This is a genomic window from Pantoea sp. sgz302252 (assembly GCF_042610525.1).
GTDB lineage: Bacteria > Pseudomonadota > Gammaproteobacteria > Enterobacterales > Enterobacteriaceae > Erwinia.
Map to the genome: position 1 here is coordinate 166,118 of NZ_JBHDVM010000001.1, position 12,771 is coordinate 178,888.

13 protein-coding genes are annotated in these 12,771 nt (G+C 53.5%); 8 read left to right on the top strand and 5 right to left on the bottom strand.

What is annotated here, in order from left to right; genetic code table 11:
• Positions 1-125 precede the first annotated feature (125 nt).
• Positions 126-458 (top strand): YebG family protein, encoded by a 333-nt coding sequence (locus ACETPC_RS00685; protein WP_380177640.1) that lies wholly within the window; start codon positions 126-128, stop codon positions 456-458.
• Positions 459-1,018: 560 nt separating this feature from the next.
• Here the strand turns inward: ACETPC_RS00685 and ACETPC_RS00690 are convergent.
• Complete coding sequence (locus tag ACETPC_RS00690) at positions 1,019-1,855, bottom strand: sugar phosphate isomerase/epimerase family protein (protein WP_380177642.1); 837 nt, start codon at positions 1,853-1,855, stop codon at positions 1,019-1,021.
• A 195-nt stretch (positions 1,856-2,050) separates the two neighbouring features.
• Between ACETPC_RS00690 and ACETPC_RS00695 the strand changes: the two genes are divergently transcribed.
• Together ACETPC_RS00695 and ACETPC_RS00700 are read left to right on the top strand one after the other, a co-directional pair.
• Positions 2,051-2,695: a tellurite resistance TerB family protein gene (locus ACETPC_RS00695; RefSeq protein WP_380177644.1), complete on the top strand. Its 645-nt coding sequence runs from the start codon at positions 2,051-2,053 to the stop codon at positions 2,693-2,695.
• Positions 2,696-2,833: 138 nt separating this feature from the next.
• Complete coding sequence (locus ACETPC_RS00700) at positions 2,834-4,897, top strand: prolyl oligopeptidase family serine peptidase (RefSeq protein ID WP_380178818.1); 2,064 nt, start codon at positions 2,834-2,836, stop codon at positions 4,895-4,897.
• Here ACETPC_RS00700 and exoX read toward each other — a convergent pair.
• From exoX to ACETPC_RS00715, 3 genes are all read right to left on the bottom strand, one after another.
• Positions 4,894-5,556 carry an exodeoxyribonuclease X gene (gene exoX, locus ACETPC_RS00705; RefSeq protein WP_380177646.1) on the bottom strand — a complete coding sequence of 221 codons (663 nt, stop codon included), beginning with the start codon at positions 5,554-5,556 and terminating at the stop codon, positions 4,894-4,896. The genes ACETPC_RS00700 and exoX overlap by 4 nt on opposite strands.
• Positions 5,557-5,567: 11 nt before the next feature.
• On the bottom strand, positions 5,568-6,326 hold the full coding sequence (locus ACETPC_RS00710) for a carbon-nitrogen hydrolase family protein (protein WP_380177648.1): 759 nt from the start codon (positions 6,324-6,326) through the stop codon (positions 5,568-5,570).
• A 74-nt stretch (positions 6,327-6,400) separates the two neighbouring features.
• The gene (locus tag ACETPC_RS00715; RefSeq protein ID WP_380177650.1) at positions 6,401-6,631 is read right to left on the bottom strand and encodes a DNA polymerase III subunit theta; all 231 of its coding nucleotides are present in this window, start codon (positions 6,629-6,631) and stop codon (positions 6,401-6,403) included.
• A gap of 150 nt (positions 6,632-6,781) precedes the next feature.
• Between ACETPC_RS00715 and yobA the strand changes: the two genes are divergently transcribed.
• From yobA to ACETPC_RS00740, 5 genes are all read left to right on the top strand, one after another.
• The gene (gene yobA / locus ACETPC_RS00720; protein ID WP_380177652.1) at positions 6,782-7,153 is read left to right on the top strand and encodes a CopC domain-containing protein YobA; all 372 of its coding nucleotides are present in this window, start codon (positions 6,782-6,784) and stop codon (positions 7,151-7,153) included.
• Between the two features lies 1 nt (position 7,154).
• A complete protein-coding gene (gene copD, locus ACETPC_RS00725) occupies positions 7,155-8,033 on the top strand; it encodes a copper homeostasis membrane protein CopD (RefSeq protein ID WP_380177654.1) in 879 nt (292 codons plus the stop codon).
• Positions 8,034-8,081: 48 nt separating this feature from the next.
• Positions 8,082-8,420, top strand: coding sequence for a YebY family protein (locus tag ACETPC_RS00730; RefSeq protein WP_380177656.1), 339 nt, complete (start codon positions 8,082-8,084; stop codon positions 8,418-8,420).
• Positions 8,421-9,011: 591 nt separating this feature from the next.
• Complete coding sequence (locus tag ACETPC_RS00735) at positions 9,012-9,611, top strand: TetR/AcrR family transcriptional regulator (protein ID WP_380178819.1); 600 nt, start codon at positions 9,012-9,014, stop codon at positions 9,609-9,611.
• A 52-nt stretch (positions 9,612-9,663) separates the two neighbouring features.
• The gene (locus ACETPC_RS00740) at positions 9,664-10,566 is read left to right on the top strand and encodes an alpha/beta fold hydrolase (protein WP_380177658.1); all 903 of its coding nucleotides are present in this window, start codon (positions 9,664-9,666) and stop codon (positions 10,564-10,566) included.
• Positions 10,567-10,808: 242 nt separating this feature from the next.
• On the opposite strand, the gene ACETPC_RS00745 is transcribed toward ACETPC_RS00740, so the two are convergent.
• The gene (locus ACETPC_RS00745) at positions 10,809-12,458 is read right to left on the bottom strand and encodes a methyl-accepting chemotaxis protein (protein ID WP_380177660.1); all 1,650 of its coding nucleotides are present in this window, start codon (positions 12,456-12,458) and stop codon (positions 10,809-10,811) included.
• Positions 12,459-12,771 lie beyond the last annotated feature (313 nt).

Here is a 12,771-nt window from a genome sequence, read left to right on the forward strand (position 1 = left end):
TTGAGGGAAAAAAACGCGGGCGCAGTATAAACGAAAACGTTTGCGTCTTCATCTGATTTCCGGACTTGAGAAAAATTCCCGGCCTGATATACTGTATAAAAATACAGTTAAACGAGGTGGGCACTATGGCTGTTGAAATCAAATATGTTGTCGTCAGAAAAGGTGAGGAAAAAATGACTTTCGCCAGTAAGAAAGAAGCCGACGCTTATGACAAAATGCTGGATATGGCTGAAGTGTTCTGCGACTGGCTGAGCGCGGCGCCGCTGGATATGGACGAAAACCAGCGTGAGGCGCTGGGTATGTTCCTGTCAGAAAACAAAGATGCCGTGCAGCAAATCCTGCGTACCAGCAAAATGCCGGAAGCAGAGCAGGCACGCCCGGTAGTTTCGGCGGTCGAGACCGACGAGGCGGATGCCGAAGAGAAAAAGCCGAAGGCGAGCCGTATTAAAGCCGCCTGAGGTTTGGCTGGCGTGCCAAAATAAATGCTTGTGGGAAGCCTGTCTGTAGACAGGCTTCAGGCTATTACCAAACCAGAAGCGATGGAGGGCCTGTGGCTGGAGCAAAGCATTACGGGCCATGGACGGCCCGTACTGAGCTACCACGGATGGTGCTTTTTGCGTCTTTGCGGAAGACATGGGTCCTCCTGAGCCAGCACGGCAAACTTTGTCATCAATCTCAGCCTGTCTTTAGACAGGCTCAGACTGCTGACAAAGCTAAAAAAGCTCAGGTGAACATCTGTTTTTTTACAGCAACTCCGCAGCTTTATGGCGGCAGAGGCTGAGCGGATAAGCGGACCGTTTGGCGCATGGACGCGCCAACCGAGCCTCCACGGACGGATTAACGGCGTGTCCGTGTTCCGATCTGCCTCTGTTGCTCTGTCACTGATTTAAACGCGACCAGGGGTTTGTCATCAATCTCAGCCTGTCTGTAGACAGGCTTTTTTATAGATAAAACTCAGGCAGAAGCGCTGGCGTTTTCAACAGCCAGCTTTTCTTTACCCTTGTCCGGCACGCTCATCTTAACCGTAAGCCACAGAAGCCTGTGCGCAGCAGCGCTTCAGCGCATGCATTGCCTCTTTAGCCGCGTCGGCTGGCTGTTGCTGCTTGATCTCATCGTTAAATACTTCCAGCCCTATCGGCCCGCTATAGCCTTCCGCCTGCAGGTAATCCAGCAGCGTATAAAGCGGGAAATTGCCCTGGCCCGGCAGCAGCCGGTGATGACGGGCCGTTTCCATCAGCTCGCTGCCAGAGGGCAGCGTAGCCAAATCGGAAAGCTGCACCAGGAAAATCTTCTCCATCGGGATGCCGTTTAAGTCGGCTATTGTGCGATTACGCGCAAAAATATGAAACGCATCCACCACCAGCCCAAGGTTTGGTTCATTAATGCGCTGCACCAGCCGCCAGGCCGCGTCGGTAGTATTGATGTGGGTGCTCCACGCCATCGCCTCAAAGGCAACGCGTAGCCCGCGTTTTCCCGCCTCCTGCGCCAGCCAGCGAATATCTTCCTCTTCTCTGTCGGCAATACACTCTTTTTGCGTTGAGGCTGGCGTCAGTAGCGTCTTCGCGCCCAGGGCTACGGCTGCTTCCATCATTTTAATGGCGTCCTGCCGCTTAGCTTCACGCTGCTCTTCTGGCGCGCCGTCGAAATCCAGCAGCACCTGATAATCCGTCAGGCCCAGCTGCTGTTTTTGTAGCAGCGCGGCCACATCTTGTGCCGTGCCTTTAGCTGCATCCACATCCTGCCGCCACAGTTCCAGTTGAGTAAATCCAGCCTGCGCGGCGGCGATAATTTTTTCTTCGGTCGTGCCGCCCAGTAACACCGTGTTAATAAACAATGGATTATGTTGAAAACGCATCTTTTTCCCCTTTATCAGCTGTACCAGTGGGAGGAACAAGGGTCCGACCTTTTGACTCCCGCCCGTTTACAAGTATAGCGGCTCTTATTATTTCGCCAGCCGCGGCTGTCGACTAAAGGTTTTCCAGGCTTTGCCTGAGTTGACGCTTCCTGACGTTAACCGTTCTATGCTGGCTTTTTACACAAAGGAGCCTGTATGAATAACTGGTTGCAACAAATTCAAAACGTACTGGGAAACGGCAAGGGCGGCGGCGAAGGCTTAAGCAAAATGCTGGCACCGGGTGCGCTGGGTGGCCTGGCTGGACTGCTGGTTGCCAGTAAATCCTCGCGTAATCTGCTGAGTAAATATGGCAAGAATGCCTTAATTATTGGCGGCAGCGCGGCGGCAGGCGCATTGCTCTGGAATAAATACAAACAGAGAATCAGCGAGACGCATCGTGAAGAGCCGCAATTTGGCCAACAGTCCACCGCGGTCGATCGTCGTGCCGAACGTCTGGTGCAGGCGCTGGTCTTTGCCGCCAAAAGCGATGGGCATATCGACAGCCAGGAGCGGCAGGCAATCGATGAACACATCCACCAGTCAGGCCTGGGCAAAGAGGGCGAACAGCTGATCCAGCGCGCTATTGATATGCCGCTTGATCCGAAAATGCTGGCGCAGGATGTTAAAAATGAAGAAGAGGCGCTGGAAGTCTATTTCCTCAGCAACCTGGTGATAGATGTCGATCATTTTATGGAGCGCAGCTATCTACAGGCGCTGGGTGACGAGCTGAAAATTCCGCAGGACGTGCGCGACAGCATGGCAAAGGATATCCGCGAAGAGAAGCAAAAATTAGGTGCCTGACCCTTGCCGGGCCTTTTACCGGCCCGGAAAACCTTTTTAACCTTGATTTTTAACTCTTATCGTCGCGCCTCGCTTGGCAATCACCGCCGTAGCTGCCACCCTTATCCTGTGTAACTGATTCAGCGGGGCAGTAGAATGATAAAACCACCGGTCGCCAAAAAAATTCCTTATGAGATGAGCGCTCATGGTGAGACGCGCACAGACAATTATTACTGGCTGCGTGACGACAAACGTGAAGATACGGCCGTCCTGGACTATCTGCATGCGGAAAATGATTACGGACAGGCAGTGATGCAAACGCAGCAGGCGCTGCAGGAAAAGCTGCTGAAAGAGATGGTTGATCGCGTGCCGCAGCGCGACAGTTCAGTACCCTATGTTAAAAATGGCTATCGTTATCAGCGGCGCTACGACGAAGGCAACGAATACGCTGTTTACACCCGCCAGCCAGAAGAGACGGCGACGCCGGAAGAGTGGGAAGTGTTGGTTGACGGCAACCAGCGCGCTGCCCATAGCGAATTTTATACGCTGGGTGGGCTGGGCATCAGCCCCAATAACGAGGTTATGGCGCTGGCAGAGGATTTCCTTTCCCGCCGCCAGTACGGCATCCGCTTCCGTAATTTAACGACCGGCAACTGGTATCCGGAAGTGCTGGACAATGTCTCTTCCAGTTTTGTCTGGGCCAGCGACAGCCGCACCTTTTACTATGTGCTCAAAGACAAACAGACGCTGCTGCCGTGGCAGGTCTGGCGGCATCGGCTGGGCACCTCGCAGCAGGATGATGAGCTGGTTTATGAGGAGCAGGACGAAACCTTTTACGTCAGCCTGCATAAAACCATGTCCGAACACTTTATTCTTATCGTGCTCAACAGCACCACCACCAGCGAAATTCAGCTGCTGGATGCGGAATTCGCTGACGCGCAGCCGCAAATCTTTTGTCCGCGCCGCAAAGATCACGAATACAGCCTCGATCATTACAACCACCATTTTTACGTGCGCTCCAACCGGCAGGGGAAAAACTTCGGGCTTTACCGTACCGATCACGTAAAAGAAGAAAAATGGGAGACGATGATTGCGCCGCGCGATCACGTGATGCTGGAGGACTTTGCTTTGTTCCGCGACTGGCTGGTGGTTGAAGAGCGTCAGCGCGGCCTGACCAGCCTGCGGCAGATCAACTGGCAAAGCGGAGAAGACTACGGCATCGCTTTTGACGATCCCGCCTACGTGACCTGGCTTTCCGTCAACCCCTGTGCCGACACCAGTAAATTGCGCTATGGCTACTCTTCAATGACCACGCCGGATACGCTGTTTGAGCTGGATATGGACAGCGGCGAGCGTAAAATCCTGAAACAGGCGGAGGTCAAAGGCTTCGAGGCGGGCGACTATCGCAGCGAACACCACTGGATAAAAGTGCGCGATGGCGTAGAAGTGCCGGTTTCGCTGGTCTATCACCGCGAGCATTTTCGGCCCGGTAAAAACCCGCTGCTGGTCTACGGCTATGGCTCCTATGGCAGCTGCATGGATGCGGATTTCAGCTCCAGCCGCCTGAGCCTGCTGGATCGCGGTTTTGTGTTTGCGCTGGCGCATATTCGCGGCGGCGGCGAACTGGGGCAGCAGTGGTATGAAGATGGCAAGCTGCTGAAGAAACTTAACACCTTTCACGACTTTATCGACGTCACTAACGCGCTGGTGGATAAAGGCTACGGCGATCCTGAAAAGCTCTATGCGATGGGCGGCAGCGCGGGCGGTCTGCTGATGGGCGCGGTAATCAATATGGTGCCGACGCGCTTTCATGGCGTAGTGGCGCAGGTGCCGTTTGTGGATGTGGTTACTACTATGCTGGATGAATCCATCCCGCTGACCACGGGCGAATATGACGAGTGGGGCAACCCGGCGGATGAAGAGTATTACCGCTATATGCGCCAGTACAGCCCTTATGATTGTGTTGCCGCGCAGCCCTATCCTCATATGCTGGTGACGACAGGCCTGCACGATTCTCAGGTGCAGTATTGGGAACCGGCCAAGTGGGTAGCAAAACTGCGTGAGCTGAAAACGGACGACAACTTACTGCTGCTCTGTACCGATATGGATGCGGGCCACGGTGGTAAATCGGGCCGCTTTAAGTCTTACGAAGGCGTGGCGCTGGAATACGCCTTCCTGATTGGTCTGGCGCAGGAGACGCTCAGCGCCGCCAGCGTTCGTTAATCTGCGGCCAGCGCCCGCTCCATTGCGCTTTTCAGGTCGGGTTTCAGATCCGGGATATTTTTCAGCATCCACTTGAGGTATCCCGGATCGCGCTTCACCACATCATCAATGCGGCTGCCGCGATATTTGCCGAAAGGAAAGGTAACGCTGGAGCCGCGCACCTGCATGCGGCGCACCATCTCTGGCGCATCCCAGCCGGAAAAATCCATAATGCGGATCAGCAGCGCAGCGGTAACGTAGCAGTCATACAGCGCACGGTGAGCGTGCAGATCCGAGGGCGGCGTAACCTCGAGCTGAAGGGATTCACGCAGCGCCTGGTTGCCGTATTTTTTGCCGGGCCACAGGCTCTTTGCCAGCGTCATGGTACAGATCCATTCGCCCGGCATCTCCGGCAGCATTCTGCGGTCAAAGCTGGCGTTATGGGCCACATAATAAGGGCTGCCGTGATAGCGGCTAATCGCCTCTTCAATGGTGGGCTTGCCGCGTACCATGGCTTCGGTAATGCGATGGATGGCCATAGCCTGACGGCTGATAGGCCGATCCGGGCTAACCAAATCGCTCATAGGATTGACGATCCTGCCGTCGATCACATCAACGGAGGCGACTTCCACAACGCCGCCCTGTAAACCGCAGGTTTCGGTATCTATTACGCGTAACATAATTTATCTCTTCAGAGGGCGATGGCCGTGCGCAAAGCCTGCGCCTCGCCTGACCACTCACGGCCCTTGCGACGGGCGATAATCAGCTGCTCGCCGCTGCCGCCTACGGCTATCTGCCTGCCATTTTCATCCCAGATGGCGCTTTTGCCGGCGCTTTGATAACCGCCGGTGGGCAGGGCATGATTCGCCATCAGCACGGCGATGTTAAACTCGCGCGCCCAGCGTGCCAGGTATTCACAATCTTTGGCATAGCCGTTTTCAGACAGCAGCACGCTGGTGGCGTAAAGGTTAGCGCCACGACTTGCCGCATCGCGGGCGAACTCTTCAACGCTGATATCCGCGCAGACCGCCATCGCGACATAATGATGCTGATAGCCGAACAGCGGGACGCTTTGGCCGGCCTCGAAAAACAGTTTTTCTGCCTCAACAAGGTTGCGTTTAAAGTAGGCGAGACGGGTGCCGTCCGGCAAAAAGGTCAGGGCGGCGAGGCGAGTCGATTCGCCATCCTGCAGCGGCAGCCCGGTGACAATACTCATCCGATATTTTGCTGCCGCATCGGCAAACACATCAAGGCGTGCGTCGTTCATCGGCATCGCCAGCTCGCTGGCAAGAGCAAGTTCGTAGCCGGTGAGGGAAAGCTCAGGAAACATCAAAAAATCAACCTGATGCTCAGCAGCCTGACGAACAAAAGAGAGATGATGCTCGATGTTTGCGGCTATATTTCCGGGACGAGACCCTGATTGCGCTGCGGCGATACTCCAGACGGACATAAATTTACTCGCAAATCAGATTTTGAGCGGTTATCTCAACCGAAGCGGTCATTAAACACAAGTATTTCGCTAAACTATTTTTGTTTAGGCTCATACGGCAGACGGGAAAGGCTTAGCGAAGCCTGACGATAGTGGGTCAGCCGCTGGCGAAACCAGTCGCGTAGCGCTTCCGGCTGCTCGCGTTCTACCATTTCTGCTACCACCGGCATATTGTAGCGCTCCTTAAAGGCTACGCCAGCGGCGGCCAGGTCGACGTTCACCTTATCTTTCTCTTCCTGCGGCAGTTGCGCCAGATTGTAATTCATTTCACCCTCCGTTATTCGCGGCAAAAATAAAGCAGAAGGGCGCTTTTCGCAAGCGTGCGGGCAGGTTAAAAAGCCGTTAACGACTCGACACTTTATTTTTAGCGGAGTATTCTTGCCGCCTTGTCGCAGCCCTGAGCTGCACCTAACGGGATGGATTCAATGCGTAGGTCAATGATTTTCGCGCTGGCGCTGAGCGCCGCCGCTTTCTCACCGCAGGTACTTGCTCACGCCCACCTGAAAAGCCAGTATCCGGCAGCGAACGCCAACGTGGAAGCTTCGCCGCAGGCGTTAACCTTAACCTTTTCAGAAGATATCGAACCCGCTTTTAGCGGTGTTGAAGTGACAAACGGCAGCCAGCAGGCTGTGCCGCTCGCCGAAGCGGAACGCGCGCCTAAGCAGCATAATCAGCTGATCGTGCCGCTGGCGAAACCGCTGACCAGCGGAAACTATCAGGTTAGCTGGCATGTGCTGTCGGTCGATGGACATAAAACTAAAGGAACTTACACCTTTAGCGTGAAGTAAAATGTCTCTCGGCTGTTTTTATGTGCTCTGTCGCTGGCTGCACTTCGCTGCGTTAATGACTCTCACCGGCGGTGCGGCTTTTACTGCGCTGCTGGCACCTGCACGCTTCAGGCCGCAGCTTGTCCAGCGCCTCGATAAAATGCTTGCCGCCGCTGCGCTGCTGTCACTGCTGACGGCGCTGTTACTGCTGGCCGCGCAGACTGGCTTAATGGCGGATGGCTGGAACGATATCGTCAAAGCTCCGGTCTGGCAGGCCGTGCTGCAAACGCGTTTTGGCCAGGTTTGGCAATGGCAGCTTGCCATGGCGCTACCCGGTGTTGTTGCGCTGCTTTTTCGCGGTCGGGCAAGACAATCACTCCTGTTGCTGAGCGGTACAGGGCAGCTTGTTGGCCTGGCTTTTGTGGGGCATGCCGCTATGCTGGACGGCATCGCTGGCTGGCTACAGCGTGCTAATCAAATTGTGCATCTTTTATCGGCAGCCTTCTGGGCTGGCGGCCTGATACCGGTAGCGATCCTGATGAGGGATATGAGCCGCTTCCCGGCCAGCTATGACGCAGTGCGCACATTAATGCGTTTTTCCCGTTACGGGCATCTCGCCGTGGCGCTGGTGATCTTTAGCGGCCTCGTTAACGCTTTCATTCTGCTGCCAGCCTGGCCGCCGACTTTTGGCCGCTACACGCAGCTTTTGCTGGTGAAAACGCTGCTGGTGGCGCTAATGTGCTGCCTGGCGCTGTTTAATCGCTACTGGCTGGTGCCGCGCTTTCAGAGCAGCGGAGTAAGTGCACGACACATTTTTATGCTGACTACGCTGGCAGAGGTGTTGCTGGCCGCGTTGGTATTAGGGCTGGTCAGTTTTTTCGCTACGCTTGAGCCAGCCTGAATAGTTACCGCCTGCCTGCAGGCGTTTTTAAAGAGGTAATGCAACATCATGAAAAAAATTCTCGGTATGATGCTCGTTTTAAGTTTTTGCACCAGCGCAATGGCTTCCGAAGTGATCACCGTCAGTCGTTTTGAAGTGGGCAAAGACAAGTGGCCTTTTAACCGTGAAGAGGTCATGCTGAGCTGTGCCAAAAATGGCGCGCTCTATGCTATAAATCCCAGCACGCTGATGCCGTATCCCCTGAACGATATCGCTCAGCAGCAGCTGAAGAGCGGTCAGGTAAAAGGCCAGCAAATAGATGTTATCCAGAGCGATGAACCCGCTCAGCCCGGTAAGAAAAAGAGCCTGGCACCCATTATTGAACGCGCGCAAAAGCTGTGTGACTGATCCTTTGCTGCCGCGTCTGCTGGCGCGGTAGCAGGGTTTTGCTTTCTCTGCTCTCCTGTCACTGTTTCTGCCGTTACGATCACAGAGCTGTCATAATTTAGCTGGCCCTGATTGCCCACGCTGGCAAATCCCCCTGTCTGTACTACCTTTTAAAGGGCAAGGCGTCATAGCCTGCAAAAAATGCCAACTTTTAGCGCACGGCTCTTACCAGAGCCATTCCCCTGGACCAAAGACAGGACTCGTCTTTGGTCTTTTTTTAATGCTTTGATTTTTAATCATTTCCAGACAGGATGTCCAAAAAGCGATCTCTGGCGTTTATAACATTACGTATTCCTTGCCGCGCGTATCTGAATATTTTTTGGAAAATCCTTGCTTCTCTTTTTATAAAGCCGATTTACCAGGCTGTGGCTCTTATAAAAGGTAAAGAACCGCGTGAACAATATAGTTTGAAGGCATACCCGCAATAGCTTCTCAATGCTTACAGGTGTCATTAGCGCCAGCACTGAACGCTTTGTTAAAAACTTAACATTGACTTTAAGTCAGCCTGTGTCACCATTAAGAAAACGATCGTTTCCTTAATGGTGAAAAATGATGTCAGAACAGCTACGCGAGCGCGGGCGCCCACGGCAATTCGATCCGGAGACCGCGCTGGATCTTGCCATGCCGCTCTTTCGGGAAAGAGGCTATCACGGGGCATCCATCAGCGAGTTAAGCGAGGCAATGCAGCTGACAGCGGGGAGTATTTATAAAGCTTTCCACGATAAGCGTGGCCTTTTCTTGCAGGTATTCGCGCGCTACACCTCGCTGCGTAACCAGGCGCTACGTGAGCGGCTGGCGGCGCACCGCGATGGCCGGGAGAAAATTGCTGAACTGCTTTGCTTTTATCTTGAATCAGCCAGCGGCATAGAAGGGCTACGCGGCTGTCTGGTAGTCAGCGGTGCTATTGAGTTACAGCAGCTGGATGCTGAGCTTTCCGCCCTGGTAAAGGAAGCGCTGAAGCGCAATCAGCGTTTATTGGTGCAGCTGATTGAGCAGGGCCAGCAGGATGGCTCCATCAACGCGCAGCACGATGCAGAAGCGCTGAGCGGCGTATTGTTCTGTCTGGTGCAGGGTATGCGAGTGGCAGGCAAGTCGGGAGAAATTCCTGCCAGCGATCGGCTGATCGTTACTGCGCTGAGGTTACTTGATTAAAATTTTTACCCAATAAGGAAACGATCACTCCCTTAATTGTATGGAGGTTAAAATGTTCGACGAAATAGATGCGCAACCCTGGTCGCAACCCATCCCGGATTTGCCTGGCTTTAACCATTTTTATGCAACCGTCGAGGGCGTTCGTCTGCACTACGTCAGCGGTGGCAATCCGCAGGGCGAAGTTTTGCTGCTGTTAGCGGGCTTCCCACAAAGCTGGTATGCCTGGCGTAAAGTCATGGCGCTGCTGGCCGATCGCTACCTTATTATCGCGCCGGATTTGCCAGGCCAGGGTGATTCGGATAAACCGCAGTTCGGCTACGATACACAGGCGCTGGCTGAAAAAGTGCAGGCGCTGATGCAGGCTCTGCAAATAGAGCGCTACTTTCTGGCTGCTCACGATGTCGGTGCCTGGGTAGCCTGGCCGTATGCCATGCTCTATAGCCAGCAAATCATTAAGCTGGCCTTGCTTGATGCGGGCATTCCGGGAATTACCTTGCCGGATGCTTTACCTGCTACGCCGGATAAAGCGTGGAAAACCTGGCATTTCGCGTTTCATCAATTACCGGATTTGCCTGAAGCTTTGATAACCGGGCGGGAAGATATTTATCTGGAGTGGTTTCTGCGGCGCAAAGCAGTGAGTCCAATGGTGTTTAGCGATGCCGATATAGCGGAATATGTGCGTTTGCTAAAACAAAAGGGCGCGCTGCGGGCTGGGCTGGCGCCTTATCGGGAGGTAATGATATCGGCTGCCCAGAATCGTAAATTAGCGGAGAAGGGTAAACTGACGCTGCCACTGCTCGCCATCAGCGCGGATCAGGGATCGATTCCTGATATGGCTACGCCTTTACGCCAGTATGCTGATAACGTCGCTGGCATCACCATCAGCCATAGCGGCCATTTTATTCCGGACGAACAGCCTGAGGCGCTGGCTAAAGCGCTGGCCGAATTTTTCTGATAACAAGTTTGTATGTCAGGCTGGTGCCACACAAAACACGCACATAAAAAAGCGAGGTTGATGACAAAGTATGTCGGTGCAGGCTCAGGAGGGCCTGTGTCTTCCGCAAAGACGCAAAAACGTCGTCCATGACGGCTGCCGTCCATGGTCCGTAATGCTTTGCTCCAGTCACAGGCCCTTCATCGCTTCAGGTTCAGCAGTCTGAGCCCCTTCGTATCAGGAAGGGGCTGACAATTTACCGCTTAAAAGCTTTCCCAGCTTTCATCTGCGCTTGCCTTAGCGCGCGGTGCCGGACGAAGCGCTGGCTGCTTAAACTTTTCCGGCCTGCTGTCGCTGAAACTGCTCGCGCCTTCCGCCAGTTTAAATGTCGAAACCAGCCTGCTGAGGTTTTCCGCCTGATCCTGCAGCGATCTGGAAGCGGAAGAGGCTTCTTCCACCAGCGCGGCGTTCTGCTGGGTGACCTCATCCATCTGGCCAATTGCCAGGTGAACTTGCTCAATCCCGCGGCTCTGCTCGGTTGCTGAAGTCGCTATTTCATTCACGATAGTGGCAACCTGATTAATAGAGTCCGTTACCTTTTCAGTATTATCGCCAACGTTAGCCGCCTGCAGCGCGCCGTTTTCGATTTGCTGTACGGAAAGGTTAATCAGTTCTTTAATCTCTTTCGCTGCGGAAGAAGAACGCTGGGCGAGATTGCGCACTTCGCTGGCTACCACGGCAAAACCGCGTCCGTGTTCACCCGCTCTTGCTGCTTCCACAGCCGCATTGAGCGCCAGAATATTAGTCTGGAAAGCAATGCCTTCGATCAGGCCGGTGATTTCAGAGATTTTGCCGGAGCTGGTGCGTATATCATCCATAGTCACCAGCATATCTTTTACCGACTTGCCGTTTTCGCTGGAAAGCTTATTGGCGTTGCCCGCCAGCGCATTGGCCTCGTCAGCGCTGAGCGAGTTAACCTTAACGGTCTCGCTAAGTGCTGCCATACTGGCAGCAGTCTGTTCCAGCGAAGCCGCCTGCTGCTCGGTACGGGAAGAAAGATCTTCGTTGCCTGCGGCAATCTGTGAAGAGCCGGTACTGACCGAAAGAGCGGACTGATTAACAGAAAGCAGCGTGCTGGCGAATTTGCCAAGAAGCTGGTTAAACGCGGCGGCGGTCTTACCAATCTCATCGTGACGACTGTCGTCGGCACGGCAGCTGAGATCCAGCGTGCTGCTGACCTCGCTCATGGTCGTTTCGATATTCTTCAGGCTTTTGCGGATAGCCAGGATGGTTCTGACCGCAAAGAAGCTCAAAATAAGGATAATCAGCGCCACGCTGACAGACATGATCCAGATGGTCTTGCTGTAAATGCTCTGGTTTTGCTTTTTCAGCTCGTTGCCAATCTGAATATTTAAATCGATCTGCTTATTCAGGTCGGTGGCTAATTTACGACCTGAAGCGCCGATGCCGGCTTCGCCCTGCAACAAAGCGATGGCCAACTTATCATTATGCGCGCGGGAAGCCTCTAAAAATGCAGGCAGATCGTTGCGCAGCGCGGCGATATCCTGACGCGCCTGCTCCGTCATCGCGCGGTCTTCTTCGTTGGAAATATCATTAGCCATATAGTAATCAGTCAACTTTCCGAGTTCGTCCAGAATGTTGTTGATTTGCAGCTCGACTGCAGGCATCTGCGTATCATCAGTCAGCGCCTGATGTTTATACAAGGCCAGCCCCAGGCTGCTGGAAGCGCTAATGGATTTATTCAGGTCTTTGATACTAGGTATTGCATTGTTCTGGACATATTCAAAACGAGACTGAAAGCCAGAAATAACAGACAGCGATGAAAAGGCAATGGCTAACAGAGCCAAAGCCAACAGGCTGAATGTCAAAAATAAACGTTGTGTAATATTCATAAACGCCTCAAACCCTGGGAAAAAAGCTAATGGGGGAGCGATAAGCTCCGGACTGAGGTTATCGGCGCAAAGAGAGGCGGGTTTAGCCTGTACGGAGGTGTTTTCAAAAGCAATATTTCCTGACCTTAACCCAAATAAAGTGCAACTCATTGATTTTGAATTTTTTTAAAGGTTGTTGCCTGTGCCCGATCGCTGTTTTCCTGCCGTAATAGTTACTTTTAGTAACAAAGCGAGTGCCGAAATAGGTTGGATTCACCAGAAGTCAAGAACTAATTTGAGTGAAAAATAGCCAGCCTCAGGGCTGTACCTGGGT

What these genes read in the sequence shown, in the direction of transcription:
- ACETPC_RS00695 (WP_380177644.1), top strand. Translation starts at nt 2,051, where the DNA reads ATGAATAACTGGTTGCAACAAATTCAAAACGTACTGGGAAACGGCAAG.
- ACETPC_RS00740 (WP_380177658.1), top strand. Translation starts at nt 9,664, where the DNA reads ATGTTCGACGAAATAGATGCGCAACCCTGGTCGCAACCCATCCCGGAT.
- ACETPC_RS00730 (WP_380177656.1), top strand. Translation starts at nt 8,082, where the DNA reads ATGAAAAAAATTCTCGGTATGATGCTCGTTTTAAGTTTTTGCACCAGC.
- ACETPC_RS00710 (WP_380177648.1), bottom strand. Translation starts at nt 6,326, where the DNA reads ATGTCCGTCTGGAGTATCGCCGCAGCGCAATCAGGGTCTCGTCCCGGA.
- yobA (WP_380177652.1), top strand. Translation starts at nt 6,782, where the DNA reads ATGGATTCAATGCGTAGGTCAATGATTTTCGCGCTGGCGCTGAGCGCC.
- ACETPC_RS00735 (WP_380178819.1), top strand. Translation starts at nt 9,012, where the DNA reads ATGTCAGAACAGCTACGCGAGCGCGGGCGCCCACGGCAATTCGATCCG.
- ACETPC_RS00715 (WP_380177650.1), bottom strand. Translation starts at nt 6,631, where the DNA reads ATGAATTACAATCTGGCGCAACTGCCGCAGGAAGAGAAAGATAAGGTG.
- ACETPC_RS00745 (WP_380177660.1), bottom strand. Translation starts at nt 12,458, where the DNA reads ATGAATATTACACAACGTTTATTTTTGACATTCAGCCTGTTGGCTTTG.
- ACETPC_RS00685 (WP_380177640.1), top strand. Translation starts at nt 126, where the DNA reads ATGGCTGTTGAAATCAAATATGTTGTCGTCAGAAAAGGTGAGGAAAAA.
- ACETPC_RS00690 (WP_380177642.1), bottom strand. Translation starts at nt 1,855, where the DNA reads ATGCGTTTTCAACATAATCCATTGTTTATTAACACGGTGTTACTGGGC.
- exoX (WP_380177646.1), bottom strand. Translation starts at nt 5,556, where the DNA reads ATGTTACGCGTAATAGATACCGAAACCTGCGGTTTACAGGGCGGCGTT.
- copD (WP_380177654.1), top strand. Translation starts at nt 7,155, where the DNA reads ATGTCTCTCGGCTGTTTTTATGTGCTCTGTCGCTGGCTGCACTTCGCT.